Source organism: Pseudomonas sp. FP2196, assembly GCF_030687715.1.
Classification (GTDB): Bacteria; Pseudomonadota; Gammaproteobacteria; order Pseudomonadales; family Pseudomonadaceae; genus Aquipseudomonas.
This window is the reverse complement of the sequence record NZ_CP117445.1, coordinates 3,589,870-3,616,445: the sequence shown is the minus strand read 5'-3', so window position 1 is coordinate 3,616,445 and position 26,576 is coordinate 3,589,870. Positions and strand designations below refer to the sequence as shown.

Annotated in this window: 26 protein-coding genes; 10 read left to right on the top strand and 16 right to left on the bottom strand. The window is 59.5% G+C overall.

Annotated features, from left to right (window positions below; all coding sequences use genetic code 11):
• Positions 1-19: 19 nt before the first annotated feature.
• The 7 genes from PSH79_RS16030 to gloB all read right to left on the bottom strand — a co-directional run bounded on the left by PSH79_RS16030 (position 20) and on the right by gloB (position 10,085).
• On the bottom strand, positions 20-1,630 hold the full coding sequence (locus PSH79_RS16030; protein ID WP_305438361.1) for an ABC transporter ATP-binding protein: 1,611 nt from the start codon (positions 1,628-1,630) through the stop codon (positions 20-22).
• A gap of 1 nt (position 1,631) precedes the next feature.
• Entirely contained in the window at positions 1,632-2,651 is a 1,020-nt protein-coding gene (locus tag PSH79_RS16025) for an ABC transporter permease (protein WP_305438360.1), read from the bottom strand.
• Position 2,652: 1 nt separating this feature from the next.
• Positions 2,653-3,726: a microcin C ABC transporter permease YejB gene (locus PSH79_RS16020; protein ID WP_095190979.1), complete on the bottom strand. Its 1,074-nt coding sequence runs from the start codon at positions 3,724-3,726 to the stop codon at positions 2,653-2,655.
• A 4-nt stretch (positions 3,727-3,730) separates the two neighbouring features.
• Complete coding sequence (locus PSH79_RS16015; RefSeq protein WP_305438357.1) at positions 3,731-5,572, bottom strand: extracellular solute-binding protein; 1,842 nt, start codon at positions 5,570-5,572, stop codon at positions 3,731-3,733.
• Entirely contained in the window at positions 5,569-7,401 is a 1,833-nt protein-coding gene (locus PSH79_RS16010; protein WP_305438356.1) for an extracellular solute-binding protein, read from the bottom strand. Before PSH79_RS16010 ends, PSH79_RS16015 begins: the two co-directional genes overlap by 4 nt.
• Before the next feature lie 353 nt (positions 7,402-7,754).
• Complete coding sequence (locus PSH79_RS16005; protein WP_305438355.1) at positions 7,755-9,218, bottom strand: transglycosylase SLT domain-containing protein; 1,464 nt, start codon at positions 9,216-9,218, stop codon at positions 7,755-7,757.
• A 99-nt stretch (positions 9,219-9,317) separates the two neighbouring features.
• The gene (gene gloB / locus PSH79_RS16000) at positions 9,318-10,085 is read right to left on the bottom strand and encodes a hydroxyacylglutathione hydrolase (protein ID WP_305438354.1); all 768 of its coding nucleotides are present in this window, start codon (positions 10,083-10,085) and stop codon (positions 9,318-9,320) included.
• Positions 10,086-10,151: 66 nt separating this feature from the next.
• Between gloB and PSH79_RS15995 the strand changes: the two genes are divergently transcribed.
• Both PSH79_RS15995 and rnhA read left to right on the top strand, forming a co-directional pair.
• The gene (locus PSH79_RS15995) at positions 10,152-10,910 is read left to right on the top strand and encodes a class I SAM-dependent methyltransferase (protein ID WP_187678654.1); all 759 of its coding nucleotides are present in this window, start codon (positions 10,152-10,154) and stop codon (positions 10,908-10,910) included.
• Positions 10,911-11,002: 92 nt separating this feature from the next.
• Positions 11,003-11,464: a ribonuclease HI gene (gene rnhA, locus PSH79_RS15990; RefSeq protein ID WP_305438353.1), complete on the top strand. Its 462-nt coding sequence runs from the start codon at positions 11,003-11,005 to the stop codon at positions 11,462-11,464.
• Positions 11,465-11,500: 36 nt separating this feature from the next.
• Here rnhA and PSH79_RS15985 read toward each other — a convergent pair whose 3' ends face one another.
• Together PSH79_RS15985 and PSH79_RS15980 are read right to left on the bottom strand one after the other, a co-directional pair.
• Complete coding sequence (locus PSH79_RS15985) at positions 11,501-12,481, bottom strand: TerC family protein (RefSeq protein ID WP_305438352.1); 981 nt, start codon at positions 12,479-12,481, stop codon at positions 11,501-11,503.
• Between the two features lie 173 nt (positions 12,482-12,654).
• On the bottom strand, positions 12,655-13,443 hold the full coding sequence (locus PSH79_RS15980; protein WP_305438351.1) for a helix-turn-helix domain-containing protein: 789 nt from the start codon (positions 13,441-13,443) through the stop codon (positions 12,655-12,657).
• Positions 13,444-13,527: 84 nt separating this feature from the next.
• On the opposite strand from PSH79_RS15980, the gene PSH79_RS15975 reads away from it, so the two are divergent.
• Both PSH79_RS15975 and ppk2 read left to right on the top strand, forming a co-directional pair.
• Positions 13,528-14,526: a bile acid:sodium symporter family protein gene (locus PSH79_RS15975; protein ID WP_305438350.1), complete on the top strand. Its 999-nt coding sequence runs from the start codon at positions 13,528-13,530 to the stop codon at positions 14,524-14,526.
• A gap of 93 nt (positions 14,527-14,619) precedes the next feature.
• Entirely contained in the window at positions 14,620-15,453 is an 834-nt protein-coding gene (gene ppk2, locus PSH79_RS15970; RefSeq protein ID WP_305438349.1) for a polyphosphate kinase 2, read from the top strand.
• Between the two features lie 135 nt (positions 15,454-15,588).
• Here the strand turns inward: ppk2 and PSH79_RS15965 are convergent, their stop codons facing one another.
• The gene (locus PSH79_RS15965; RefSeq protein ID WP_305438348.1) at positions 15,589-16,197 is read right to left on the bottom strand and encodes a response regulator transcription factor; all 609 of its coding nucleotides are present in this window, start codon (positions 16,195-16,197) and stop codon (positions 15,589-15,591) included.
• Positions 16,198-16,310: 113 nt separating this feature from the next.
• Between PSH79_RS15965 and PSH79_RS15960 the strand changes: the two genes are divergently transcribed.
• Positions 16,311-17,936: a hybrid sensor histidine kinase/response regulator gene (locus PSH79_RS15960; RefSeq protein WP_305438347.1), complete on the top strand. Its 1,626-nt coding sequence runs from the start codon at positions 16,311-16,313 to the stop codon at positions 17,934-17,936.
• Between the two features lies 1 nt (position 17,937).
• On the opposite strand, the gene yecR is transcribed toward PSH79_RS15960, so the two are convergent.
• Both yecR and PSH79_RS15950 read right to left on the bottom strand, forming a co-directional pair.
• Positions 17,938-18,246: a YecR family lipoprotein gene (gene yecR / locus PSH79_RS15955; RefSeq protein ID WP_305438345.1), complete on the bottom strand. Its 309-nt coding sequence runs from the start codon at positions 18,244-18,246 to the stop codon at positions 17,938-17,940.
• Between the two features lie 33 nt (positions 18,247-18,279).
• The gene (locus PSH79_RS15950) at positions 18,280-18,594 is read right to left on the bottom strand and encodes a hypothetical protein (RefSeq protein WP_305438344.1); all 315 of its coding nucleotides are present in this window, start codon (positions 18,592-18,594) and stop codon (positions 18,280-18,282) included.
• A 197-nt stretch (positions 18,595-18,791) separates the two neighbouring features.
• On the opposite strand from PSH79_RS15950, the gene PSH79_RS15945 reads away from it, so the two are divergent.
• Complete coding sequence (locus PSH79_RS15945; protein ID WP_305438343.1) at positions 18,792-18,941, top strand: hypothetical protein; 150 nt, start codon at positions 18,792-18,794, stop codon at positions 18,939-18,941.
• 361 nt (positions 18,942-19,302) lie between these two features.
• Here PSH79_RS15945 and PSH79_RS15940 read toward each other — a convergent pair whose 3' ends face one another.
• From PSH79_RS15940 to PSH79_RS15925, 4 genes are all read right to left on the bottom strand, one after another.
• A complete protein-coding gene (locus tag PSH79_RS15940; protein WP_305438341.1) occupies positions 19,303-20,475 on the bottom strand; it encodes a cystathionine gamma-synthase in 1,173 nt (390 codons plus the stop codon).
• On the bottom strand, positions 20,472-21,848 hold the full coding sequence (locus PSH79_RS15935) for a pyridoxal-phosphate dependent enzyme (RefSeq protein WP_305438339.1): 1,377 nt from the start codon (positions 21,846-21,848) through the stop codon (positions 20,472-20,474). Before PSH79_RS15935 ends, PSH79_RS15940 begins: the two co-directional genes overlap by 4 nt.
• Before the next feature lie 217 nt (positions 21,849-22,065).
• Positions 22,066-23,001 (bottom strand): Ppx/GppA family phosphatase, encoded by a 936-nt coding sequence (locus tag PSH79_RS15930; protein ID WP_305438337.1) that lies wholly within the window; start codon positions 22,999-23,001, stop codon positions 22,066-22,068.
• A gap of 256 nt (positions 23,002-23,257) precedes the next feature.
• Entirely contained in the window at positions 23,258-24,157 is a 900-nt protein-coding gene (locus PSH79_RS15925) for a LysR substrate-binding domain-containing protein (protein WP_305438335.1), read from the bottom strand.
• 234 nt (positions 24,158-24,391) lie between these two features.
• Between PSH79_RS15925 and PSH79_RS15920 the strand changes: the two genes are divergently transcribed.
• From PSH79_RS15920 to map, 4 genes are all read left to right on the top strand, one after another.
• Complete coding sequence (locus PSH79_RS15920; RefSeq protein WP_305438333.1) at positions 24,392-24,652, top strand: site-2 protease family protein; 261 nt, start codon at positions 24,392-24,394, stop codon at positions 24,650-24,652.
• Positions 24,645-25,253: a LysE family translocator gene (locus tag PSH79_RS15915; protein ID WP_305438332.1), complete on the top strand. Its 609-nt coding sequence runs from the start codon at positions 24,645-24,647 to the stop codon at positions 25,251-25,253. Before PSH79_RS15920 ends, PSH79_RS15915 begins: the two co-directional genes overlap by 8 nt.
• Positions 25,254-25,426: 173 nt before the next feature.
• Entirely contained in the window at positions 25,427-25,654 is a 228-nt protein-coding gene (locus PSH79_RS15910) for a ParD-like family protein (RefSeq protein WP_007918027.1), read from the top strand.
• Positions 25,651-26,442: a type I methionyl aminopeptidase gene (map, locus tag PSH79_RS15905; RefSeq protein WP_305438331.1), complete on the top strand. Its 792-nt coding sequence runs from the start codon at positions 25,651-25,653 to the stop codon at positions 26,440-26,442. Before PSH79_RS15910 ends, map begins: the two co-directional genes overlap by 4 nt.
• Positions 26,443-26,576: the final 134 nt, after the last annotated feature.

Genomic DNA, 26,576 nt, shown 5'->3' with positions numbered 1-26,576 from the left:
GTGTTGCTCCTCTTTCAGGTTATTGCGCAGTGGCTGGTGCCAAAAAAGCGGCTTCCAGCAACTGCTGTGTATACGGATGTTGGGGGGCGGCAAAGATACTTTGCGCGTCTCCCTGTTCGACCACTTGGCCATGCTTGACCACCATCAACTGGTGGCTCAGCGCTTTAACAACAGCCAGGTCATGGCTGATAAACAAATACGTCAGGTTGTACTTGGCTTGCAGTGAACGCAACAACTCCACCACTTGCCGCTGCACTGTCCGGTCGAGCGCCGAAGTCGGCTCGTCCAGCAGGATCAGCGCCGGTTTGAGCACCAAAGCCCGGGCAATGGCGATTCGTTGCCGTTGCCCACCGGAAAATTCGTGGGGGTAGCGGTGCCGGGTTTCCGGATCCAGACCTACCTCCTTCAATGCCGCAATAATCGCCGCTTCCTGCTCGGCGGCGGTGCCCATCTTGTGAATCCGCAGGCCTTCGCCAACGATGTCGCTCACGCACATCCGCGGGCTCAGGCTGCCAAACGGGTCCTGAAACACCACCTGCATCTCCCGACGCAACGGGCGAACCTCGTTCTGCGTCAGGCAGTCTAGCTGCTTGCCTTCAAAGCGAATGGCGCCTTTGCTGCCGATCAGCCGCAAAATTGCCAGACCCAGCGTGGATTTGCCGGAACCGCTTTCCCCCACGATCCCCAGGGTCTGACCCTGAGGCAGGCTGAAATTGATGCCGTCCACTGCCTTGACGTGATCCACCGTGCGCTTGAGCAGGCCTTTCTTGATCGGGAACCAGACTTTCAGGTCCTCGACCTCAAGCAGTGGCGCCCCGATTTTATTGGTCGCCGGGCCGCCGCTGGGTTCCGCACCGAGCAATTCCCGAGTGTACGGATGCTGCGGCGAACGGAACAGCTCTTCGCACGATGCCTGTTCGACGATGCATCCGCGCTGCATGACACATACGCGATGCGCAATTCTTCGCACCAGGTTCAAATCGTGACTGATCAGTAGCAGCGACATGCCCAATCGAGCCTGAAGTTCCTTGAGTAAATCGAGGATTTTCAGCTGAACGGTCACGTCCAGTGCGGTCGTCGGTTCGTCGGCGATCAGCAGTTCCGGCTCGTTGGCCAGGGCCATGGCGATCATCACGCGCTGGCGCTGGCCGCCGGACAGTTCATGGGGCAGGGCCTTGAGTCGCTTGTGCGGCTCCGGGATGCCGACCATCTCCAGCAATTCGAGCGTGCGTCTGGTCGCGACTTTACCGGTCAGGCCCTTGTGGATGCCCAACACCTCGTTGATCTGCTTCTCGATCGAGTGCAGCGGATTGAGCGAGGTCATCGGCTCCTGAAAAATCATCGCGATACGGTTGCCACGGATGTGGCGGATGGTCTTTTCGCTCAGACCCAGCAAGTTCTGCCCGGAATAGTTGATGCTGCCGGCCGGATGGCGGGCCATCGGGTAGGGCAGCAGGCGCAGGATCGAGTGCGCCGTCACCGATTTGCCCGATCCGGATTCACCGACCAAGGCCAGGGTCTCGCCGCGCTTGATATCGAAGCTGACGCCCTCGACCACCCGGTGTATGCGCTCGCCAAAGCCGAATTCGACGGCGAGGTCGCGCACTTCGATCAGATTGTCCTGATTCATTTCACTTCCTCGGGTCGAAGGCATCGCGAGCGGACTCGCCGATAAACACCAGCAAACTCAACATCAGCGCGAGCACAGCGAACGCGCTCATGCCCAGCCATGGGGCTTGCAGGTTGGATTTGCCCTGCGCGACCAGCTCGCCCAGCGACGGACTGCCGGCCGGCAAGCCGAAGCCGAGGAAGTCCAAAGCGGTGAGGGTGCCGATGGCGCCGGTGAGGATGAATGGCATGAACGTCATGGTCGAGACCATGGCATTGGGCAGGATGTGGCGGAACATGATTGCGCCATTCTGCATGCCCAGCGCCCGCGCCGCGCGCACGTATTCGAGGTTGCGGCCACGCAGGAACTCGGCGCGCACCACATCCACCAGGCTCATCCACGAAAACAGCAGCATGATCCCCAGCAGCCACCAGAAATTGGGCTGCACGAAACTAGCGAGAATGATCAGCAGATAAAGCACCGGCAAGCCCGACCAGATCTCCAGAAAGCGCTGGCCGGCCAGATCGACCCAGCCGCCGTAGAAACCCTGCAAGGCGCCGGCAATCACGCCGATGATCGAGCTCAACACGGTCAGCGTCAGGGCAAACAGCACCGAAATGCGGAAGCCGTAAATCACCCGTGCCAGCACATCGCGGCCCTGATCGTCAGTGCCCAGCAAGTTGTCCGCCGAGGGCGGGGCAGGGGCCGGGACTTTCAGGTCGTAGTTGATGCTTTGATAGCTGTAGGGGATCGGCGCCCACAACACCCACGCATCCTTGGCCTTGAGCAGTTCGCGGATGTACGGGCTCTTGTAGTTGGCTTCCAGCGGGAATTCGCCGCCGAAGGTGGTTTCCGGGTAGCGTTTGACCGCCGGGAAGTACCAGTTGTTGTCGTAATGCACCACCAGCGGCTTGTCGTTGGCGATCAGCTCGGCGCCCAGGCTCAGGCCGAACAGGATCAGAAACAGCCACAGCGACCACCAGCCGCGCTTGTTGGCCTTGAACAGTTCGAAGCGGCGGCGGTTGAGAGGGGACAGGTTCATCTCAATGCTCCCGGCTTTCGAAGTCGATGCGCGGATCGACCAGGGTGTAGGTGAGGTCGCCGATCAGTTTCACCACCAGCCCCAGCAGGGTGAAGATGAACAGGGTGCCGAACACCACCGGGTAATCGCGGTTGATCGCCGCTTCGAAACTCATCAGGCCCAGGCCGTCGAGGGAGAAGATCACCTCCACCAGTAACGAGCCGGTGAAGAAGATGCCTATGAACGCCGATGGGAACCCGGCAATCACCAACAGCATGGCGTTGCGGAACACATGGCCATAGAGCACGCGATGGCGGGTCAGGCCCTTGGCCTTGGCGGTGACCACGTACTGTTTGTTGATCTCGTCGAGGAAACTGTTTTTGGTCAGCAGGGTCATGGTCGCGAAGTTACCGATCACCAGTGCGGTCACTGGCAGTGCCAAGTGCCAGAAGTAATCGAGGATCTTGCCGCCGAGGCTCAGCTCATCAAAGTTGTTCGAGGTCAGGCCCCTGAGCGGAAACCAGTCCAGATAACTGCCGCCGGCAAACACCACGATCAGCAGAATCGCAAAGAGAAACGCCGGGATCGCATAGCCGACAATGATCGCCGAACTGGTCCAGACGTCGAAATGGCTGCCGTGTCGCGTGGCCTTGGCGATCCCCAGCGGGATTGACACCAGGTACATGATCAGTGTGCTCCACAGCCCCAGCGAGATCGACACCGGCATTTTTTCCTTGATCAGGTCGATGACCTTGGCGTCGCGGAAAAAACTGTCGCCGAAGTCCAGCGAGGCGTAGTTCTTGACCATGATCCACAGACGTTCCGGGGCCGATTTATCGAACCCGTACATGTGCTCGATTTCCTTGATCAGCGCCGGATCCAGCCCCTGTGCGCCGCGATAAGAGGAACCGGCCACCGAGACTTCGGCACCGCCGCCAGCGATGCGACTGGTGGCGCCTTCGAAGCCTTCCAGCTTGGCGATCATCTGCTCTACCGGGCCACCGGGCGCAGCCTGGATGATCACGAAGTTGATCAGCAGAATGCCGAACAGGGTCGGGATGATCAGCAGCAGTCGCCGAAATATATACGCCAGCATCTGATTACTCCGTGCCCGCAGGGTCGGCTTGCAGTTTGGTTTCGACTTCTATTGCCGGTTTGGCATCGGGCTTGACCCACCAGGTGCTCGTGCCGATGTCGTACTTGGGCGAAACTTTCGGATGGCCGATGTGATTCCAGTACGCCACACGCCAGGTCTTGATGTGCCAGTTGGGGATCACGTAATAGCCCCACTGCAACACGCGATCCAGCGCTCGGGCGTGGGCCACCAGGCTTTTGCGCGAATCGGCGTTGATCAGGTTCTCGACCAGTTGATCGACGATCGGATCCTTCAGCCCCATGGTGTTGCGACTGCTCGGTTTGTCGGCGGCGGCGCTCATCCAGTATTCGCGCTGCTCGTTACCCGGCGAGTTGGACTGCGCAAAGCTGCCGACCATCATGTCGAAATCTCGCGAACGCACGCGGTTGATGTACTGCGAGACGTCGACGCGGCGGATCACCAGTTCGATGCCAAGGTCGCTGAGGTTGCGCTTGAGCGGCAACAGCACGCGTTCAAAATCGGTCTGCGCCAGCAAGAACTCAATGACCACCGGTTTGCCGGTGGCGTCGACCATTTTGTCATCGACGATCTTCCAGCCAGCCTCTTGCAGCAGTTGGTAGGCCTCACGTTGTTGGGTACGGATCATGCCGCTGGCGTCGGTCTTCGGGTTCTCGAAGGCTTCGCTGAATACCTGCGCTGGCAGTTTGCTGCGGAACGGGTCGAGGATCGCCACCTGGTCAGCGTCGGGCAATCCGGTGGCGGCCATTTCCGAGTTCTCGAAATAGCTGCGCGTGCGTGTATACGCGCCGTTGAACAACTGCTTGTTGGTCCATTCGAAATCGAACAGCAGGCCCAGCGCCTGACGTACCCGGACATCCTGGAACACCGCACGGCGCAAGTTGAAGACAAAACCCTGCATGCCAGTCGGGTTGCTGTTGGGGATCAACTCCTTGATCAGGCGACCTTCAGTCACCGCCGGGACGTTGTAGGCGTTGGCCCAGTTCTTGGCGGTCATTTCCAGCCAATAGTCGAACTGTCCGGCTTTCAGCGCTTCCAGCGCGACAGTGTTGTCACGGTAGTAATCGGTGGTCATCGTGTCGAAGTTGTAGAACCCGCGATTGACCGGCAGATCCTTGCCCCAGTAGTCCTTGACTCGCTCGTAGCGCACCGAGCGGCCAGCCTTCACTTCGGTGACTTTGTACGGGCCGCTGCCCAGCGGAATTTCCAGATTGCCCTTGCTGAAGTCGCGATCGGCCCACCAGTGTTTTGGCAGCACTGGCAGTTGACCCAGGATCAGCGGCAGTTCGCGGTTGTTGGTGTGCTTGAACTTGAACAGTACTTTGAGCGGATCTTCAGCGACAACTTCGGCGACATCGTTGTAGTAGCCGCGAAACAGCGGCGAGCCTTCCTTGGTCAGAGTCTGGAAGCTGAACACCACATCGTCGGCGCGCACCGGGTGACCATCGTTGAAGCGTGCTTCGGGTCGCAGGTAAAACCGTACCCAGCTGTTGTCCGGGGCCTTTTCGATCTTGCCGGCGATCAAGCCGTACTCGGTGAAGGGCTCGTCGAGGCTGTGCTTGGTCAGGGTGTCGTAGATTTGTCCGATGTCATCGGCCGGTACGCCTTTGCTGATAAACGGGTTGAGGCTGTCGAACCCTCCGAACCCGGCCTGGCGAAAGATCCCGCCCTTGGGCGCGTCGGGGTTCACGTAATCGAAATGCTTGAAATCGGCCGGGTATTTCGGCGGCTCGTTGTACAGGGTCACGGCGTGTTGCGGGGCGGCCAAGGCCAGCCCGGCGAACAGCATGCCGCTGGCCTGCACGAGCAGGGCGCGGATAGGCTTCATTGATCTTTCTCCGAAGACTTCAGCCACCACGCACTCAGGCCCAGGGTGTAGGGCGGCGTGGTGACGAAGGCCAACCGGTTGCGGTAGGCCAGACGGTGATAATTGATGTACCAGTTGGGAATGATGTAGTGCTGCCAGAGCAGCACGCGGTCGAGTGCCTTGCCGGCGGCGACCTGCTCATCGCGGGTTTGCGCGGCGAGCAATTGTTCAAGCAGGTGATCGACCACCGGGTTGGCGATGCCTGCGTAATTCTTGCTGCCCTTGACCCCGACCTGACTGGAATGGAAGTACTGCCATTGTTCAAGGCCGGGGCTGAGTGTCTGGTTGAGCGTCATCAGGATCATGTCGAAATCGAACTGGTCCAGACGTTGTTTGTACTGTGCGCGGTCTACCGTGCGCAGGCGGGCGTCGATGCCGATACTCTTGAGGTTCTCGATATACGGCTGAAGGATGCGTTCCAGGTTCGGGTTGACCAGCAGCAGTTCGAAACTCAGTGGCTGGCCGGCGGCGTTGCGCAGGCGCTGACCGTTGAGCTTCCAGCCAGCCTCTGCCAGCAGCGCCAGGGCATTGCGCATGGTTTCCCGCGGGATACCGCGCCCGTCGGTCTGCGCCAACGTGAACGGTTCGGTGAACAGTTTGGCCGGCAATTGATCCTTGTACGGCTTGAGCATCAGCCATTCATGTCCAACCGGTACGCCGCTGGCGCTGAATTCGCTGTTGGGGTAGTAACTGGTGGTGCGTTTGTAGGCGTCGCTGAACAGCGCGCGATTGGTCCACTCGAAATCGAACATCAGGCCCAGGGCTTCGCGGGTTTTGACGTCGGCGAAGGTTGCGCGCCGGGTGTTCATGAACAGGCCCTGACTCTGGGTCGGAATCTGATGCGGGATCTGCGCTTTGATCACCTCGCCACGGCGCACGGCCGGGAAGTTGTAGCCGTTGGCCCAATTCTTGGCCTGATGCTCAATGTAGATGTCGAACTCACCGGCCTTGAACGCTTCGAACGCCACGTCGCTGTCGCGGTAGAACTCGACCTCCATGCGATCGAAGTTGTACTTGCCGCGATTGACCGGCAAGTCCTTGCCCCAGTAGTCCTTGACCCGTTCGAAAATCAACTGACGACCCGGCGTCACCGAGGTAATGCGATACGGCCCACTGCCCAGCGGCGGCTCGAAGGTCGTGGCCTTGAAGTCGCGATCCTTCCAATAGTGCTGCGCCAGCACCGGCAGTTCACCGAGGCGCAGGATCAACAGAGGATTGCCGGAGCGCTTGAGCACGAAGCGGATGCGCTGTTTGTTGAGAATGTCGACCCGCAGCACTTCCTGTAGCGCCGTGCGGTATAGCGGGTGGCCTTCCTTGAGCAGCAGGCGATAGGAGAACGCCACGTCGTAGGCGGTGATCGGCGTACCATCGTGAAAGTGTGCTTCAGGGCGCAGATTGAACACCACCCAGCTGCGATCTTCGCTGTACTCCACCGATTGCGCGATCAAGCCGTAACTGGAGGCCGGTTCATCGCCGGACGGCGAGTACTGGCCGGTGCCGACCATTAGCGGCTCGTTCAGTTCGTTGATGCCGTACTGAAGAAAATTCCCGGTGGATACAGGGCTGCTGCCCTTGAACGTGTACGGATTGACCGTATCGAAGGTGCCAAACGCCATCACCCGCAACGTACCGCCCTTGGGCGCTTGCGGGTTGACCCAGTCGAAATGGGTAAATCTGGCCGGGTACTTGAGCGTGCCGAACTGCGCATAACCGTGACTTTCGGTAATCGTCGCGCTTGCGGGTGAGCTCAAGGCCAGGCTGATCAGGAACAGGAGGAGGGGACGCTTCAAGTCAGATCCGATCCAGGCGGCTTGGGCTTTGTGGGCCGTACAGTAACAGCTTGTCTGGACAGGAAAAAGATGTGGGTTAATGCGGGGTTAATCGTTTGCGCGAAGAGCCCCTCACCCTAACCCTCTCCCAGGGGGAGAGGGGACTGAATGGGGGATGTTGTAGAGGTGCGCCGACCTGAAATTGCGTTGCTGAATCCGTAATCGACGGGATCTTTCATCTCGATGCAAGGCACAAGACACTCCGCTCGGCCCCCACTCCCTTCGGGAGCAGAGCTGGGGTGAGGGGGATGGATCTTGAGAACACTACAAAACCTCCATCCAAAAAAGAGCCCCTGAATTCAGGGGCTCTTTTGTCAGTGCGGCTGGTAAACCGTGAGCATCTGCCCCGGCTTCAACGCTTTACCCGCACCCGGATTCCAGCGCTTGAGATGCTGCATCTCAACGTTGAAACGCTTGGCCACGACGTACAACGTATCGCCGCGTTTGACCTTGTACTGAGTCTGCTGCGCGCTGTCGTCCTTGCCTTTGCTCTTGGTGTTGGCCGCAATCACCGTATTGACCCGGCCGGACTTGCGAGCCGGAGCACGCTTGGTGGTGTCCTGCATCACCAGGGTCTGACCGACCTTCAGGTTCTTGCCGGTCAGCTTGTTCCAGCGTTGCAGGTCTTTCACTTCGACCTTGTTGGCCTTGGCGATTGAGCCGAGATTGTCGCCACGCTTGACGCGGTAAGCGCGCTTGAGTTTCGCCACTTCTGTCGGGTCGGCACCGTCGAACACCGGTTTCAGTGAGCGCGGGCTGATCAGTTCGTCAGGCCGCATGGTCTGCAGGCTGGCGGTCAGCAGTTGCGCCTTGGACGTCGGCACCAGCAAATGCTGAGGACCGTCGATGGTGGTGCGCTGCTTGAAGGCCGGATTGAGCTGGAACAGTTCGTCTTCATCGATGTTGGCAACGGCAGCGACTTTGGACAGGTCCATGCGCTGGTTGATTTCGACGACCTGGAAGTACGGCTCGTTGGCGATAGGGTTGAGGTTCACACCGTAGGCTTCCGGCGCCAGCACCACTTGCGACAGGGCCAGCAGTTTCGGCACGTACGCCTGGGTTTCCGCCGGCAGCGGCAGGTTCCAGTAGTCGGTCGGCAGACCGAGCTTCTCGTTGCGCTCGATGGCGCGGCTGACCGTGCCTTCACCGGCGTTGTAAGCCGCCAGCGCCAGCAGCCAGTCGCCGTTGAACATGTCATGCAGACGGGTCAGGTAATCCATCGCCGCGGTGGTCGAGGCGGTGATGTCGCGACGGCCGTCGTAGAAGCGGGTCTGACGCAAGTTGAAGTAACGCCCCGTGGAAGGGATGAATTGCCAGAGACCCACCGCATCGGCCCGGGAGTAGGCCATTGGGTTGTAGGCGCTTTCAATCACTGGCAGCAGGGCCAGTTCCAGCGGCATGTTGCGTTCTTCGAGGCGTTCGACGATGTAATGAATGTAGAGGCTGCCGCGTTCACCGGCATTCTCGAGAAAAGAGGGATTACTGGCGAACCACAGGCGCTGTTGCTCGATGCGCGGGTTTACACCGAGGCCTTCCTGCAACTGGAAGCCCTGGCGCATGCGTTCCCAGATGTCCTGGGGAACCTGTGGGCTGGGCTTCTCGGTCAGCCAGATCGGCTTCTGCTTGGCTCGCGCAGCAATGTTTGGCGTATGTGTCGCTTCAGTCTGCGGAGCGTGGCTGGAACAGCCCGCCAGCGTGGCGGACACAGCCACCGCGATGGCTTGCGCCAGGCGGGTCAATGCGTCTGAATTGACGGACTTACGTATGAATGACGACATTGGCTGGAAGTAAGTTCCGGGCAAAAATGTCGGGCGATTCTAGAAAGCGCACCCCCTGCGGTCAACCATTCAGAATTTTTGTACCAAGCGGCGGGGCACTTAGAACTTATCTTTCCATGCCCGCAGGGCCGCAAAAACCTCACTCGGCGCCCGGTTTTGAGCGCCCGCCCGTTCGTCCACTTTTTGTGTAACTAATGTTTCAGTGGTGCGCAAAAACGGATTTGTAAGCTTTTCCAGGGCCAGGGTGGAGGGCAGGGTCATGACACCGTTTTGCCGTTGTTGGGTGACTTTTTCCAGACGGGCGGCAATGTCCGGGTTGCCCGGCTCGACCGCTGCGGCAAACTTCAGATTGCTCAGGGTGTATTCATGGGTGCAGTAGACCAGCGTATCTTCTGGCAAGGCGGCGAGACGGCCGAGCGAGTGATGCATCTGCTCCGGGGTGCCTTCGAACAACCGGCCGCACCCGGCGGCAAACAGCGTGTCGCCGCAGAACAGCAGGCCGTGGTGGTAATAGGCAATGTGTCCCAAGGTGTGACCGGGCACGGCATAGACATCGAAGTCCCAGCCGAGCACGCTGACCTTGTCGTTGTCCTTGAGGGCAATATCCCGCGCCGGGATGTTTTCGCTGGCCGGACCATAAACGGTCGCGCCGCTGGCCTGCTTCAGGCGCTCGACGCCGCCAACGTGGTCATGGTGATGGTGGGTGATCAGGATGTCGCTCAGCACCCAGCCTGGATGCGCGGCCAGCCAAGCCTGTACGGGCGCGGCATCGCCCGGATCGACCACGGCACAGCGTTGGGTGCGGTGATCCTGTAACAACCAGATGTAGTTGTCGGTGAACGCGGGCAGGGCACTGATCTGTATCATCGTCGGAATTCGCCAAGCGGAAAACATTGGCGCATCTTAGTAGTTCCTGGCGCGTTGGAGAATGACATGACCGATAAAGCGTTCGCTCAGGCTGATCCGGACTGGCTGGCGTTGATCAGCGCCGCCCGTGAATGGCTGTCGGGCCCGCTCGGGCAATTTCTGTTGGATGAAGAACGGCGCATGCTCGAAGACGAGTTGGGCCGCTTCTTTGGCGGCTATCTCGTGCATTACGGCCCATCGGCCGACACCCCGCCCTCGGCACCGCAAGTGCAGCGCAACGTGCGGCTCGGTGCGCCGCTGCCGGGTGTCGAGATCGTCTGCGAAGAGCAGGCGTGGCCATTGAGCGAACACGCCGCCGATGTAGTGGTCATGCAGCATGGTCTGGATTTCTGCCTGTCGCCCCATGGCCTGTTGCGCGAAGCCGCGAGCAGCGTGCGTCCAGGCGGGCATTTGCTGATCATCGGCATCAATCCCTGGAGCACTTGGGGCCTGCGTCATGTATTCGCCCATGACGCCTTGCGCCAGGCGCGTTGCATTTCGCCGTCGCGGGTTGCCGACTGGCTCAATCTGCTGGGGTTTGCGCTGGAGAAACGCCGCTTCGGGTGCTATCGTCCGCCGCTCGCGTCGCCCAAGTGGCAGGCCCGGCTGGCTGGCTGGGAACGCAAGGCCGGTGACTGGCAACTGTCGGGCGGCGGCTTCTATTTATTGGTGGCGCGCAAGATTGTGGTCGGGCTGCGGCCCCTGCGTCAGGAGCGTCGCGAGCCGATGGGCAAGCTGATTCCGCTGCCGATGGCCAAGGTCAACCGTCGCCGCATCGAACCGTAAACCTTCTTTTTTATAGTGGCCGGACCTGCTCCGGCCGCGGTCATCGTCAATCCGCGATTGGCGAGGCACGTATTTTTTCTGGATAGATTGGCATGAGCGAAAGCGTCGATAACGTAGAACTGTTCACCGATGGCGCCTGCAAGGGCAACCCCGGCCCGGGCGGCTGGGGTGCTTTGCTGGTGTGCAAGGGCGTTGAGAAGGAGTTGTGGGGCGGCGAAGCCAACACAACCAACAACCGCATGGAACTGCTCGGCGCCATTCGCGGCCTTGAGGCTTTGAAGCGTCCATGTGAAGTGTTGCTGGTGACCGACTCGCAGTACGTCATGAAGGGCATCAACGAGTGGATGGCCAACTGGAAGAAGCGTGGCTGGAAAACCGCCGCGAAGGAACCGGTGAAGAACGCTGATCTGTGGAAAGAGCTGGATGAACAGGTCAACCGCCACAAGGTCACGTGGAAGTGGGTGCGCGGACACATTGGCCATCACGGCAACGAGCGGGCTGACCAGTTGGCTAACCGTGGCGTTGATGAAGTGCGCGGGTACAAGCAGACCTGATTACCGGGAAATGAACAGGCTCAGGCGCACAGGGGCTTATGGTGACTGGTTTTCCGGTGTTTTTTCCCTGGTCACCAGCAGGCTCAACATCACCGATCCCAGGAGCACACCCCCCACCACCGCCAGCGACCACTCCACCGGCATGTGAAACCACGGCATCAAGGTCATCTTGCCGCCAATGAATACCAGCACAATCGCCAAACCGTACTTGAGCAGATGAAAGCGGTCGGCCATGTCCGCCAGCAGGAAGTACAGCGCACGCAGGCCCATGATCGCGAAAATGTTCGAGGTGAAGACGATAAACGGGTCGGTGGTGACGGCGAAGATCGCCGGGATGCTGTCGACCGCAAACATCAGATCGCTGGCCTCAATCAGCACCAGCACCAGAAACATTGGCGTTGCCCAGCGTACGCCGTTCTGCAAGACAAAAAACCGTTCGCCATGAAAACCGCTGGTGACGCGCAGATGCCCGCGCACCCAGCGCAATAAAGGATTTTTGTCCAGATCTGGCTGCTGATCGGCGAACACCAGCATCTTGATCCCGGTGATGATCAGGAATACGCCGAAGGCATACAGAAGCCATTCAAACTGCGAGACCAGCCACACACCGGCGAAAATCATCACCGCGCGCATCACGATTGCCCCCAGCACACCGTACAGCAGCACCCGGCGCTGCAACTCCGGCGGCACTGCGAAGTAGCTGAAGATCATCACGAAGATGAACATGTTGTCGATCGACAGCGATTGCTCGATCAGATAACCGGTGAGGAATTCCAGGGTTTTCTGTCGGGCGATTTCGCCGCCGAACGCGCCGTGCAGATACCACCAAAGCAGGGCTGCGAACGACAGGGCCAACAGGCACCAGGCAATGACCCAGGCCAAGGCTTCGCGAACGGATACCCGATGCGCCTTGCGCCCCCCGAACACAAACAAATCCAATGCCAGCATGGCAAGAACGAAGACGATGAAGGCGCCCCACATCCAGGGTTCGCCGATATTGATGTTCGTGGCTGGCATGTCACGCTCCCTGTCTTTGGGTTGTAAGAGGGTCAGACGAGGCCATGCTAACGACGAGTTTGGAGCAAAGAAAAATCGTTTATTTCTGGGTCAGAGTTCGTTAAAACCGAAGTGTCGGGGGGTAAAGCGGCAACCCGATTCTTGCTCGTTTTCCGGAAAACATGTTTGGTGCTTCAACGAAAAAACTCTCCCGGCGTTTCTCCAAACTGTTGACGAAACGCCGCGATAAACGCCGACGTCGAGTCATAACCACAGGCCAGCGCGACGTCCGTGACGCGCTCGCCTTTCTCCAGCGGTGTCAGCGCACCGAGCAGACGCAAGCGTTGGCGCCAGGCTCGGAATGTCAGGCCTGTGTCGCGCAGAAAAAGGCGTGTGAGGGTCTTTTCGGTGACGTCGAACTTCTCGCTCCAGTGGCTCAGCGTGGTCTGCTGTTCCGGGTGTTGCTCAAGGCTTTGGTAGATCTGCCGCAAGCGCGGATCCTGCGGCAGTGGCAGCATCAGGTCTATGTGCGGTGCATCGACCAGTTGATCGAGGATCACCTGCGCGAGGCGCCCGTGCGCGCCGTTCTGGTCGTATTCCACCGGCACCTGGCTGAAGGCGCGGATCAGTTCTCTGAGCAAGTCGCTGACGCCGAGGACATGGCAATGTTCAACCGCCCAGCCGGCGACGCTGCAATCGATGTACAGGCTGCGCATTTCGGTGTGCGGCGAGCTGAATACCCGATGCGGCACGCCCGCCGGAATCCACACCGCACGCTCCGGCGGCGCGACAAAACGCCCGGCGCTGGTCTGCACTTCAAGTACGCCCTGAATCGCATAGGACAACTGCACCCACGGATGGCTGTGGCGCCGGGTGAGTGCGCGATTGGGTAGCGATTCGGTGCGTCCGTACAGCGGGCGTGGCAGGCTGGGCAGCCCGGGAATACTGCGCCGGATGCTTTTGTCATGTCCTTTAGGCGGCATCTGAAGGCTCTTCGGCGTTAGTCGGTAATAGCCTGTCACGTTAGAGTCGTCGGCACGCACTGGCAACCCCCGGATGAACACACTATGACGCGCCCAAGATTCCTGCCTGACAATTTCACCCTGACACTGATAGGCGTCGTGCTGCTAGCCAGCTTCCTGCCCGCCAGCGGTCAGGTCGCGGTCGGCTTCGGCTGGCTGACCAACATTGCCATCGCGCTGCTGTTTTTCCTGCACGGCGCCAAACTGTCGCGGGAATCGATCATCGCCGGTGCTGGCCATTGGCGCCTGCACCTGTTGGTGTTCGGCCTGACTTTTGTCCTTTTCCCGCTATTGGGGCTGGCGCTCAAACCGTTGTTGTCGCCGCTGATCGGCGACCAGTTGTACATGGGCATGCTTTACCTCTGCGCGCTGCCTGCCACGGTGCAGTCGGCGATTGCCTTCACCTCGCTGGCGCGGGGCAATATCCCGGCGGCGATTTGCAGCGCGGCGGCATCCAGCCTGTTCGGGATTTTCCTCACGCCGTTGCTGGTGACGTTGCTGCTCAACGTGCACGGCGACGGCGGTTCGACCCTCGATGCGATCCTGAAAATCAGCATGCAACTGCTGCTGCCATTCATTGCCGGTCAGATTGCCCGTCGCTGGATTGGCGCGTGGGTGGGGCGTAACAAGAACTGGCTGAAGTTTGTCGATCAGGGCTCGATTCTGCTGGTGGTGTACGGCGCTTTCAGCGAGGCGGTCAACGAAGGTATCTGGCATCAGATCCCGCTCATCGAGTTGTTGGGGCTGGTGCTGGTCTGCTGCATCTTGCTGGCACTGGTGCTGGTGGCGTCAACACTGCTGGGCAAGGCGTTTGGCTTCAGCCAGGAAGACCGCATCACCATTCTGTTCTGCGGCTCGAAAAAGAGCCTGGCCACCGGCGTGCCGATGGCTCAGGTGTTGTTTGCCGGCAGCACCATCGGCGTGCTGATTTTGCCGCTGATGCTGTTCCACCAGATTCAACTGATGGTCTGTGCGGTGCTGGCGCAGCGTTATGCGAACCGGCCGGAATCGGTGCCGGAGCTGATGGCGCAGGTAGACCCTTAGGTCGTAGAGCGCGCGAACAGCGGGGTCATTGGCCTAAGACAGGGTCTACATCTACGCTGTTCAGCTACCGACGATTAAATGAGATCTTGGGTCATGGCAAAAATAAAAGACAAGGACAAGAAAAAATCCGCCAAACACCGCGCCCTTGAACCGGCAAAGCTGAAAAACAAGGATTATCTCGAGCAGTTGCGCCGCCTGCATATCGAGGTGGTCAAGCTTCAGGAATGGGTCAAGGCCAAGGGCATCAAGATCTGCATTGTTTTCGAGGGGCGCGACGGTGCCGGCAAGGGCGGGACGATCAAGGCGCTGACAGATCGTGTCAGTCCGCGGGTCTTTCGTGTCGTAGCGCTGCCGGCACCGACTGATCGCGAAAAAAGTCAGATGTATATCCAACGCTACCTGCCGCACTTGCCGGCCGCCGGCGAGGTGGTGATTTTTGATCGCAGTTGGTACAACCGTGCCGGCGTCGAACGTGTAATGGGCTTTTGCAGTGAAGAGCAGGTGGACGGTTTCCTCAAGGTGGTGCCGGCGGTGGAGCGAGCCATCGTCGATTCCGGCGTGATCCTGCTCAAGTACTGGCTGGAGGTCAGCGAGCAAGAACAGACCCGACGCCTTCAAGCGCGGATACAGGATGGGCGCAAGATCTGGAAACTGACGCCCATGGACCTCAAGTCCTACAGTCGCTGGTATGACTATTCACGGGCCCGGGATGCCATGTTTGCGGCAACGGATTCCGAGCATGCCCCGTGGCGAGTGGCTGATTCGAACGACAAACGCCGGGCGCGCTTGAACATCATCACCGATCTGCTTAGCCGCATCCCGTACAAGGAAGTCGAGCGTGAGCCGGTGATTCTGCCCAAACGCCAGAAACCCGGTGACTATCAGGAGCTGGATCACCCCTTCAAACGTGTGCCGGAAAAGTTCTGAAGTAGCGCTGGCGCATCTGCTCCAGCGGTAGTCCGGTGCAGCCGTTACGCGCGCTCGAAGCCACGGTTATGGCCGAGACTTTCTGTCAGGTCGTGATGGCGAACTCCACGTCAAACGTCGGTAATCGATAAAAGGTCATTCAAACGTCCCGGAATAACGCACCGCCGCAGCCGCCCGTGATGGCACGTTCAGCGTGCGCAACAACGAAGACACATGAATCCTCACTGTAAACGGCGAGATATCCAGCGCCCGGGCAATTTCCTTGTTGGTCTTGCCCTGAGCGATCAACCGCAACACGTCCTGCTGACGGGGCGTGAGGGCGGTGCCGGTCTCCAGCGGCAACAGGCCTGACGGGGCGAATTTCACCAACACTTCACCTTCACGGATCGCCAGGATCGCCTGGCCGATCTCGCCCGGGGCAATGTTTTTGCCGATGAAGCCGTCGATGCCGGCGGTCATGACTTCACCGATCAACGTTTCATCATCGACCATCGACACCACGATCAGGGTGGTACGCGGCAGGCGTCGGCGCAGTTCAGCGAGCTGGCTGACGCAGGTGAGTCCGGGAAAGCGCAGATCCAGAATCAGCGTGTCCGGCTCGTCGCCGCAGGGCAGCAGCGCCATTACGCTGGCCAGGTCGCCAGCCTCTTCGATACTCGCGTCGGGCAGCAGGCGCCGGACAGTGCGCAGCATGGCCTCGCGAAACATCGGGTGATCGTCGGCTATGATAATTCGGCATGTCATGGCGTGACCCTCCCTGGGTCAGGCTTGTTCTTGGCAAACACCTTAGCATTGGGCGCTTGGATTGCCTGTAGGCTCATTCCGAATATGACGATTGCGGCACAAGGACGTTAACGATGAAGTTCGAGAAAAACACCGAACTCGACCAGGCCAACCTGCGCATTTTCATCGCTGGCATTGCCGTGGTTTATATCGGTGTACTGGGTTTTTTGCCGGGCCAACGCTTCGATACTTACCTGCCTGTGGTCACGTATATCTGTCTGTTTTTGCTGGCTTCGATTGTGCTGCGTCAGACGATTGTGCGCTGGCCGGGGCATTACCCGGCACGACGGATTTTCGCCATGGTTCACGATTACACCGGCACCTGTTTCGGGCTGGTGGTTGGCGGCGAAGCGGCGTTGCCGCTTTATGCGGTGATCATCTGGGTCAACCTCGGCAACGGCATGCGATACGGCTCGCGCTATCTGGCGATTGCCACGGTGTTGGCGTTGCTGGCGCTGCTCTGCGTTTATCGCCTGACGCCGGTGTGGCAGGCGCAACCGTTCATGGTGTTGATGCTGATGCTCACCAGCACGGTGATCCCGTTCTACGCGCACCTGCTGCTGGAACGCACGCGCAAGGCCTCCGAGGAAGCGGTCGCGGCCAATCTGGAGAAGTCGCGGTTTCTCGCCCAGGCCAGCCATGATTTGCGTCAGCCGATTCACTCCATCGGCCTGTTTACCGCGTGCCTGCGTGAGTCGAGGCTGGGGGATGAGGAGCGGCGGCTGGTCGACAACATCGACCGTTCGCTGCTGAATGTGTCGCAGTTGTTCCGCTCGATTCTCGACCTGTACACCCTCGATAACGGGCGGATTCTGCCAAAACTGCAAACCCTGAATCTGGGCGAATGGCTTGCCGATCTGATCCGCGAGAATGCCGAAGCCGCGCGTTGGGCTGGCGTGGAACTGCGCTTGCGACCCTGTCATTACTGGGTTCGAACCGATCCGTCGCTGCTCGCGACCATGGTGCAGAACGTGCTTTCCAACTGTTTCAAATATGGTGCGCAGCGGCCGGTGCTGATCGGTGTGCGCACGCGCGGAGCAGGGCTGGCTATCGTGATTTACGATCAGGGCAGCGGCATTGCCGAAGAGCATTTGCCAAAGGTATTCGAGGAGTTCTACCGGGTTCGCCAAGTGCGTGACAAAGATGTCGAAGGTGTGGGGCTGGGCCTGTCGATCGTCAAGCGCCTGGGGCAGTTGATTGATCTTGATGTCGCGTTGCGCTCGCGAATCGGTCGGGGTACGGCTGTCATCATGTCGGGGCTGCCCACGACTGCGCCGCCGCAGCTATCGGTCAATCGCGATGAAGCGCGCCAGGTCGGCCTGTTGACCGGGCTGAAGGTGTGTCTGGTGGAGGATGATCGCAACGTATTGATGGCAACATCGGCGTTGTTGGAGCGCTGGGGCTGCGTGGTGCAGGCCGAGCTGACGGGGCAGGACTTGACCACCGACTGCGACATCATTGTTGCCGATTATGATCTTGGCACCCATGCCACGGGTATCGAGTGTATTGACGAGGTGCGTCGCCAACGCGGCTGGGCAGTGCCGGCGATGATCATCACCGGGCATGACATCGAAAAAATACAGGCGGCCTTGCACGACCGCCAAATTGCCATCCTGTCCAAACCGGTACGCCCGGTCGAGTTGCGCGCGACCTTGCGTACCCTGCGCGACCGGCAAACCGCACCGGTCGAGCAGGTTTGAGTCAACGCTTGCAGAGGTAATCCTGAGTGATGGTGGTTTGCAGGCAGTTGTACTGACCCATGGTGCGGCAGATGTTTTTCTCCGAACCGGTGACCTCGGCGTTTTTGTAGCCCCAGGTCTTGCAGCGCTGTGCAGCGACGGTCAGGCCTTGTTCGGCGCTGGTCTGGCCGCTTTCGAACTGGCCCAGCTCGTAGGAGACCTGGACGACACCATTGTCCTTGCTGCCGCCAGTGGCTTCCCATTGTTTTGGTGTAGCGCAGCCGGTCAAAAACAGGGAGGCGAGGGTGAGAGTTGCGATCAGGGTTTTCATGACGGAACGTAGTCCTTTACCGAGGAAGAGGCATTATTGAAATGGAAGCGGCGAGGCACCTTTCGGCAGGCATGACAGCGGTGGCGTCATGATGCCCATGGTCGCCACAGCGATGATTGCGCCGCTGGGCAACTGGCAGTTGTATTCACCGGCCGGGGTATAAGCGGTGTAGTAGGTGAGGGTGCTGTCGTTACGGATGTTGTCGATTTTCGAGACCGGTTTGCCGATGACGGTCTGGGCGCGCTCTTTCATGCTGGCTTCAGTGGGCTTGACGGTCTGGCAACCGACGAGACCGAGCAGCAGCGCACTGACGACGGTGACTTTGTAGAGGTGTGCATGCGGTTTCATGGTGTTTCTTCCTTGGTGTTGTTCTGATTTCCAGGCACAACGATCCTGTGCACCGCCAAGCGGCAGTGTTGAGGAACATCGGGGGTTGCGGGGGAATATAGCGCCGGGCGGCAGAGCGGTCGATTAGCACAAATGTGCTAGTGCGGCGCCCAACGGACGGCACTTCGGAGCCGACCGTTGGGTCGCGGGAGCGTTTATTGAGGGCTGTTGAACTGGTCGGAATTACTGCCCGTCATCAGTACCGTGGCGACTCGATCCGAGCCCACACCCACGCGGTAATAGGCGAGGCGATTGGCGCCGATTCGGTCAGCGCCATCAGCCACACCGCTGCCCATCCTGCGGGATGACAACGATACGGAGCGATAGTCGTTTCACTTCCTTGCAGGCAGGGGCAAGAAGGAAATCAGTCTAAAAACGCCATCCCGGTTTTCTGTGCGTTTGCTAGGCTCAAAGATGTAGGTGAAGACGCAGACTGATGCGCAATCGGATAGCAAGGGGACGTGGGGCGCGTTCCGAAGGGTACACGGTTAGAAAGATCTCCGCGCTGAGATCCAGCCCTTACGCCGTGTGAAGCAGCCGAGGCCGTACTTTTTCAATTTCGCCCGGTACTGTGAGAAGCCTGATAAACCTTGTAAGCCAGAGACCAGCACTGGCCGCCTACTCGAACACCAAAGCCCGCTTCGTGCGGGCTTTGTCGTTCTTGCAGCGCTAGATCTGCTTGAGTGCGTGGGCTAGATCGGCGCGCAGGTCTTCGATGTCTTCGACACCCACGGACAAACGCACCAAGCCGTCACCGATGCCCAGTTTCGCCCGGGTTTCAGGCGGAATGGTGGCGTGGGTCATGATCGCCGGGTGCTCGATCAGGCTCTCGACGCCACCCAGGCTTTCGGCCAACGCGAAGATTTCCACGTTCTCCAGGAAGCGCCGCGCGCCAGCCAGATCAGTGTTCAGATCCACGGAAATCATCCCGCCGAAACCGCGCATCTGCCGCTTGGCCAGCTCATGCTGCGGGTGCGACGCCAGCCCCGGGTAGTAGACGTGTTTGACCTGCGGCTGCTGCTCGAGCCACTGCGCCAGATCCAGTGCGTTGCTGCAATGGCGCTCCATGCGCAGCGCCAGGGTTTTCACTCCGCGCAGCGTCAGAAACGCATCGAACGGCCCGGAAATCGCCCCGACGGCGTTCTGCAAGAAGCCCAGACGCTCAGCCAGTTCGGCATTTTCCCCGACCACGGCGATGCCGCCGATCACGTCGGAGTGACCGTTCAGATACTTGGTGGTCGAGTGCAGCACGATGTCGAAACCCAACTCCAACGGACGCTGGATGTACGGGCTGGCGAAGGTGTTGTCGGCCACGCTGATGATCCCGCGGGCACGGCAGATGCGCGCGATGGCGGCCAGATCCGACAGGCTCAGCAGCGGATTGGTCGGTGTCTCGACCATGACCATGCGCGTGTCGTCCTGCAGCGATGCTTCGAACGCTGAAAGGTCAGTCAGATCGACGTAGCTGAAACGATGCCCGGCGCTGCGTTGGCGCACTTTGTCGAACAACCGGAATGTGCCGCCGTACAGATCATTGCCGGAAATGACGTGTGAACCGGCATCGAGCAGTTCCAGCACCGTGGAAATCGTCGCCAGCCCGGAAGCGAAAGCAAACGCCCGGGTGCCACCCTCCAGATCCGCCACGCAGCGCTCAAGGGCAAAACGCGTCGGGTTGTGCGAGCGCCCGTAATCGAAGCCCTTGTGTACGCCGGGGCTGTCTTGCAGGTAGGTGGAGTTGGCGTAGATTGGCGGCATCAGCGCCCCGGTGGTCGGGTCAGGCTCCTGCCCGGCATGGATCACCCGGGTCGCGAAGCCTTGGGCGTTTTTGTCGTGCTGACTCATGCGAGGGATCTCCGTAATTGGTTGAGCATGTCGGTGCGAGTGATCAGGCCATGGAAGCCTGAAGCGTCGGCAATGATGGCGACGAGGCCGCGGCTGAGCACCGATTCCAGCTCAGCAAGGGGGGCGCCGGGCGCAAGGGTTTGCAGTTTGTCAGTCATCACGCTGGAGACTGACTGGCTGAAGCGTGCGGCGTCTTCGTGAACGGCCAGCAGAATGTCTGATTCGTCGATCACGCCGACCAGTTGTTTGCCTTCAACCAGCACCGGCAGTTGCGAAACGTCCGCCAGGCGCATGCGCTGGAACGCGGTGAGCAACGTGTCGTCGGGGCCGACACTGATGACGCGGCCGTCCTCGAAACGTCGGGCGATCAAGTCCCGCAGATCGCCATAACCCTTGCGCTGTAACAGGCCCTGATCGGTCATCCATTGGTCGTTGTAGACCTTCGACAAGTAGCGGGTGCCGGTGTCGCAGACAAAACTCACGACGCGCTTCGGCTCGGTCTGTTCGCGGCAATAACGCAATGCTGCGGCGAGCAGGGTGCCGGTGGATGAGCCGCCAAGAATGCCTTCGGCTTTAAGCAATTGACGTGCGTGATCGAAGCTTTCTTCGTCACTGATCGAGTAAGCGTGACGCACACTGGAGAGGTCGGTGATCGACGGAATAAAGTCCTCGCCAATGCCTTCGACCGCCCATGAACCGGGGGTTGGCAGCGAGCCGTCGCGGCTGTATTGCGCCATCACCGAGCCGACCGGATCGGCCAGAACCATTTCCAGATCCGGTTGCACACGTTTGAAAAAACGGGTCAGCCCGGTCAGGGTGCCGGCCGAGCCGACGCCGACCACAATTGCATCCAGATCATGTTCGGTTTGCGCCCAGATTTCCGGCGCGGTGCTGCATTCATGGGCCAGTGGGTTGGCCGGGTTGTTGAACTGGTCGGCGAAGAAAGCGCCGGGAATGTCTTTCGCCAACCTCGCGGCGACGTCCTGGTAATACTCGGGATGACCCTTGCCGACATCGGAGCGGGTGATGTGCACCTCGGCGCCCATGGCTTTCAAGTGCAGGACTTTTTCCGTAGACATTTTGTCCGGGACCACCAGCACCACGCGATAACCTTTGGCGCGCCCGACCAGTGCCAGGCCCAGGCCAGTATTGCCGGCAGTGGCCTCGACGATGGTGCCACCGGGGGTGAGACGACCGTCACGTTCGGCGGCGTCGATCATCGCCAGACCGATTCTGTCCTTGATCGAGCCGCCGGGGTTTTGTGATTCGAGTTTGAGAAAGAGTGTGCACGGGCCGGTATCGAAGCGGGTGACTTGCACCAGGGGGGTATTTCCTATCAGCCCAAGTACGGCAGGGCGGGATTCCTTTGACATTCTTCACCTCTTGTTGGTGATGGATCGCGTTCCGTTCGCGGGGAAAAGCTCGCAAGCAACATAGGCTGTGAAGGGGGCTGCCGCAACCACCCGACGGGCGGAAAAGGCCAGCGATTTTGATCTAACTATAGAACTGAATTTGACGAGGGGGTCAGGACGGGGATCGGCGGTGTTGGCGAATAAAAGCCATGGGGCGGGCGGTGCATGTGGGACAGGATCAGTGTTTGCTCATCAAACCGTGCAAGACACCGAGGCGCAGACCTGGCTCGGACGGCACCATCTGCGCAATGCCGAAGACCTTGAACGCCGCCAGCATCAGCACCAGCCCGCCGGGCAGGACGCTCTGGCGGTGCGGTTGCAGACCGGCAAGTTTGAGTTGCTGGACGTTGGTCACTTTCAGCAGGAGCAGCGACAGGCGCAAGAGTCCGGCGTAGGTAATGCCGTCCTGGCCGAAGTCGTTCAGGCGATTGGCCTTGAGCACCTTGGCCAGCATGCGCGCAGTGCCGGAAGAGCCAATGGTCTGCTGCCAGCCCTGAGCACGATAGCGCCGAGCGACTTTTTCGAATTGCAGGATGGCGAAGCGTTCGGCTTCTTGCAGGGCGCCGGCGGAAACAGCGCCGTGGCGAAAGAACCGCGTACTCAAAGTGCCGCTGCCAATGGCAATGCTTTCGGTCAGCAACGGTTGCGAGCCTTGGCCGAGAATCAGCTCGGTGGAGCCGCCGCCGATATCGACCACCAGGCGCATGTCCTCGACGCCGGGCAAGGTGTGAGCCACACCTGCATACACCAGTCGCGCTTCTTCATGCCCGGAAATGACATCGATGCTGAACCCCAAATGCCGCTCTGCGCTGGCCAGAAACAACTGTGCATTGTCCGCCTCACGCACTGCGCTGGTGGCTACTGCTCGCACTCGTCCCGGCTCGAAACCGCGTAATTTCTTGCCGAAGCGGGCCAACGCTTGCCAGCCACGATCCAGGGCCAGCGCATCCAGCGCGCCACCGTCGAAACCCTCGGCCAGGCGCACCGGTTCGCGCAAGGTTTTGACTTCCTGAATCATCAAGCCTTTTCTGTTGCGTATCGATTGGCCGATCATCAGGCGAAACGCATTCGAACCCAGGTCGATGGCGGCAAACAGCGAGTCGTCTTCTTTCATGGCAATCCTTAACGCATCCGTCGAAGGCTCAAGACGGTTTGCAAGGATTTTGCCGCTGACTTGATGACATCCTGATGACGGGGCAGGGGCGATTCAATGAGCATGCGACTGTCATGACACTGTCATTATCCGGCGTCTATGCTTACCCCAATACATCGCGTGTTCTAAAAGTTTTTGCTGCCGTTTTTGGCAGCTTTTTTTTTGCCTGCGATTTGGCGTTACCGGGTGCCCGAGGCAAGGCGCGGGCGCAGGTTCATCACGAAACGCCCGCCGTGTCTTCATGAGCAAGGGAAAGCATCCAGTCAATAAAGATCCGGGTTTCGGCCGCAGATTCCCGGGCGACACCGTAGTAATAACGGGTCAGTGGCAAACGCAGGGAAGGCAGCGGGCAGATCAGCCGTCCAGTCGCCAGGTCCTTGCCGAGCAGGGACGCCGGGCACAGCGCTAGGCCGAGGCCATCGACGGCGGCTTGCAACACCAGGTGCATGTGATCGAATTGCAGGATGGGTTGCTGGCGCAACATCGCGATATCGGCGTGCTCGGCCCAGTTCTTCCAGTCCATCGCGCGCGTCTTGCCAGCCAGAAGGGTGTGGCGAGCAACGTCCTGCGCACTGTTCAACGGCACCGTTTGCAGGAGTGACGGCGCCGCCACCAGCATCATGTCATCTTCCAGCAATATTTGCGGTTGAACATTGGATGACCATCCGGCATCTCCCCGACGGATGACGACGTCGAATTTTTCCCGCGATTGATCAGGCGGCAGGGTGCTGGTGACCACTTCGGGCTGGATGTCCGGATACAGCGCCATGAAACTGGGTAAGCGCGGGATCAGCCATCGCACCGCAAAGGACGGACGTACGTTGATGATGACTTTGCGCAATGAAGCGCCACGGGTCAGCGCGGTGGCGGCGTTGGCGATCTGCGTCAGGGCTACGCTGATGTGCTCATAAAACGTCTGGCCGGCGGGCGTGAGCAAGGATTGGCGGGTTCGGCGCTCGAACAGCAATACCCCCAGATGTTCCTCCAGCAGCTTGATATGACGGCTGACGGCGCTGTGGCTGACATGCAGTTCTTCGGCTGCACGGCTGAAACTCTGGTAACGAGCGGCAGCGGCGAAGGCACGGACGGCGTTCAAGGGGGGGAGGTCTGAAATCATGTGTCTAATTTAGTCACATCTGCGGTGCAATTAAAGTGTTTGTCAGCGTTACGGCTTCACGCCAATCTGAAGGCCGCTCTTTGTCTTGCCGGCCGTTGATGAAATGTCAGTCCCAAATACCCCTGCAACTGATCGAGCGTCGATGCGTGCCGCCTCCATATTGGGGCTGTGCCTGCCCGCCGACACCTTGCTGTATCTGCTGTTGCGCCTGGCCTAGGTGGCGGCGGTGACCGTATGAACACGTTTCTGCAGACCTGTGTGTCGTTCAATCTTTTCCTGTGCGTGGTCAACTTGCTGCCCGTCATGCCGCTGGACGGCGCGACCTGTATTCGGGCCCTGAGCAGCGATCGGCTGTGGAATGAATTTCAGCAAATTCAGCCTTGCCTCTATGTCATCGGTGCCGGTTTGTTACTGACGGGTTTATTGAACCAATACATGGTATGGGCCACTCACGGCCTCCTGAATGTCCTGCTTGGTGGAGTGATTTATGGCTAGTTATGGACTGTTTCTGATTCTGGCAACCCTGACTGTTCTCAGCCCCGGTCCCGGGGTGGTGCTGACGCTTTCCAATGCGCTGCGGCATGGCTGGACCGGTTCGCTGCCCGGCATCCTCGGCATTGCGACAGGTGCCTTTATGGTGGCGGGTATTTCCGCCAGCAGCGTCGGATTGATCCTGGCGACCTCGGCCGTTGCATTCACGATCCTCAAATACATCGGCGCCCTGTATTTGTTGTACCTGGGAATAAAGATGTGGCGTACTCAGAGCTTCATCCCCGAACTCAAACTCACGTCGCCACGTCCGTGGCGTCGTTATGTCGAGGCGCTGTCGATTCAGTTGCTGAATCCCAAGGCCGGTTTCTTCTTCCTGGCCGTATTCCCTCAGTTCATCAAGCCGGAAGGTAATTACTACAGCCAGTTTTTCTTGCTGGTGTCCTCCTACAGCCTGCTCGTCGTGCTTGTGCACAGTGGCTACGCGCTGATGGCCAACGGCGCGCGGGGCTGGCTGTCGACGAACAAGGGCGCCAGAATTGTCGGCAAACTGTCGGGTATCACCTTTTTCTGCTTTGGCGTGCTTATGGCTTCGACCAGTAAGTAAAACGACTTGAATTATTTGATCCGGAGGCAACATGGCCAAGAAGGCGATCCACTTTTTACTGGTGGACGAAGATCGCGAGCGGCTGACGAGCGCCGGTAGTGGCGAGCGGTTTGCCTTTTTCCGTAATATACGATTAATATATAAAGCATATATGCATCGTATAGGAAGTCATAATGGGCATCGTCAAGATTTCAGAAGACATGCACGAAAATCTGCGCATCTCCAGCAACGCACTCAGCCGCTCGATCAACGCGCAGGCCGAGCACTGGATGCGCATCGGCATGCTCGCCGAGCTGCACCCCAACCTTGACCACAGTGCCATTTGCCGCTTGCTGATCCGCGCCGAGCAGAACGGTGGGCTGGATTTGCAACAACTGACTCAGGAAGCCGTCAGCGCATGAGAAACCAGATCAAGATCAACACCCCGGCCGAGATCGCTCAATCGCGCGCCGCCGGCAAGCTCGCGGCTGAAGTGCTGGCCATGCTGGTTCCGCACGTCAAGGCGGGCGTGACCACCGATGAGCTGGATCGGCTGTGCAACGACTACATCGTCAATGTGCAGAAAGCGGTGCCGGCTAACGTCGGTTATCACGGCTTCCCGAAAACCGTCTGCGCCTCGGTCAACGACGTCGTGTGTCACGGCATTCCCTCGGGTACGCCGTTGAAGGACGGCGATATCGTCAACCTCGACATCGCCGTGATCAAGGATGGCTGGTTTGGCGATACCAGTCGCATGTATGTGGTCGGCGAGGCCACGCCAGAGGCGCAGCATCTGATCAAAACGACGTACGACGCCATGTGCGCGGGAATTCGCGTCGTAAAACCGGGCGCGACTTTGGGCGATATCGGCCACGCGATTCAGAGCCTGGCGGAGAGTGAAGGTTTCAGCGTGGTGCGTGAGTATTGCGGCCACGGCATTGGCAAGGTTTATCACGATGATCCGCAGATCCTGCATTACGGTTTCCCGAATCAGGGGATGAAGCTCAAGGCCGGGATGATCTTCACCATCGAGCCGATGCTCAATGCCGGCAAGCGCCATGTGAAAAACATGCCGGACGGCTGGACCGTGCTGACCAAGGATGGATCGTTGTCGGCACAGTGGGAACACATGGTGGCGGTGACGGAGAGCGGGTTTGAGGTGCTGACGGCTTGGCCGGATCAGATTGAAGGGTTTGCGCCCATCGTCTGAAAAAAGGGCCACCGCAGCCCGACGCTGTGATGACCCGAGGGGTACACGCAGTTCAACTGTAGGAGTGAGCCTGCTCGCGATAGCGGTTTATCAGTCAACATCGTTGTCGTCTGACACACCGTCATAGCGAGCAG

Bases quoted from the DNA above. Each gene is read 5' to 3' on its own strand.
- PSH79_RS16030 (WP_305438361.1), bottom strand. From the start codon at position 1,630: ATGAATCAGGACAATCTGATCGAAGTGCGCGACCTCGCCGTCGAATTC.
- PSH79_RS16025 (WP_305438360.1), bottom strand. From the start codon at position 2,651: ATGAACCTGTCCCCTCTCAACCGCCGCCGCTTCGAACTGTTCAAGGCC.
- PSH79_RS16020 (WP_095190979.1), bottom strand. From the start codon at position 3,726: ATGCTGGCGTATATATTTCGGCGACTGCTGCTGATCATCCCGACCCTG.
- PSH79_RS16015 (WP_305438357.1), bottom strand. From the start codon at position 5,572: ATGAAGCCTATCCGCGCCCTGCTCGTGCAGGCCAGCGGCATGCTGTTC.
- PSH79_RS16005 (WP_305438355.1), bottom strand. From the start codon at position 9,218: ATGTCGTCATTCATACGTAAGTCCGTCAATTCAGACGCATTGACCCGC.
- gloB (WP_305438354.1), bottom strand. From the start codon at position 10,085: ATGATACAGATCAGTGCCCTGCCCGCGTTCACCGACAACTACATCTGG.
- PSH79_RS15995 (WP_187678654.1), top strand. From the start codon at position 10,152: ATGACCGATAAAGCGTTCGCTCAGGCTGATCCGGACTGGCTGGCGTTG.
- rnhA (WP_305438353.1), top strand. From the start codon at position 11,003: ATGAGCGAAAGCGTCGATAACGTAGAACTGTTCACCGATGGCGCCTGC.
- PSH79_RS15985 (WP_305438352.1), bottom strand. From the start codon at position 12,481: ATGCCAGCCACGAACATCAATATCGGCGAACCCTGGATGTGGGGCGCC.
- PSH79_RS15980 (WP_305438351.1), bottom strand. From the start codon at position 13,443: ATGCCGCCTAAAGGACATGACAAAAGCATCCGGCGCAGTATTCCCGGG.
- PSH79_RS15975 (WP_305438350.1), top strand. From the start codon at position 13,528: ATGACGCGCCCAAGATTCCTGCCTGACAATTTCACCCTGACACTGATA.
- ppk2 (WP_305438349.1), top strand. From the start codon at position 14,620: ATGGCAAAAATAAAAGACAAGGACAAGAAAAAATCCGCCAAACACCGC.
- PSH79_RS15965 (WP_305438348.1), bottom strand. From the start codon at position 16,197: ATGACATGCCGAATTATCATAGCCGACGATCACCCGATGTTTCGCGAG.
- PSH79_RS15960 (WP_305438347.1), top strand. From the start codon at position 16,311: ATGAAGTTCGAGAAAAACACCGAACTCGACCAGGCCAACCTGCGCATT.
- yecR (WP_305438345.1), bottom strand. From the start codon at position 18,246: ATGAAAACCCTGATCGCAACTCTCACCCTCGCCTCCCTGTTTTTGACC.
- PSH79_RS15950 (WP_305438344.1), bottom strand. From the start codon at position 18,594: ATGAAACCGCATGCACACCTCTACAAAGTCACCGTCGTCAGTGCGCTG.
- PSH79_RS15940 (WP_305438341.1), bottom strand. From the start codon at position 20,475: ATGAGTCAGCACGACAAAAACGCCCAAGGCTTCGCGACCCGGGTGATC.
- PSH79_RS15935 (WP_305438339.1), bottom strand. From the start codon at position 21,848: ATGTCAAAGGAATCCCGCCCTGCCGTACTTGGGCTGATAGGAAATACC.
- PSH79_RS15930 (WP_305438337.1), bottom strand. From the start codon at position 23,001: ATGAAAGAAGACGACTCGCTGTTTGCCGCCATCGACCTGGGTTCGAAT.
- PSH79_RS15925 (WP_305438335.1), bottom strand. From the start codon at position 24,157: ATGATTTCAGACCTCCCCCCCTTGAACGCCGTCCGTGCCTTCGCCGCT.
- PSH79_RS15920 (WP_305438333.1), top strand. From the start codon at position 24,392: ATGAACACGTTTCTGCAGACCTGTGTGTCGTTCAATCTTTTCCTGTGC.
- PSH79_RS15915 (WP_305438332.1), top strand. From the start codon at position 24,645: ATGGCTAGTTATGGACTGTTTCTGATTCTGGCAACCCTGACTGTTCTC.
- PSH79_RS15910 (WP_007918027.1), top strand. From the start codon at position 25,427: ATGGGCATCGTCAAGATTTCAGAAGACATGCACGAAAATCTGCGCATC.
- map (WP_305438331.1), top strand. From the start codon at position 25,651: ATGAGAAACCAGATCAAGATCAACACCCCGGCCGAGATCGCTCAATCG.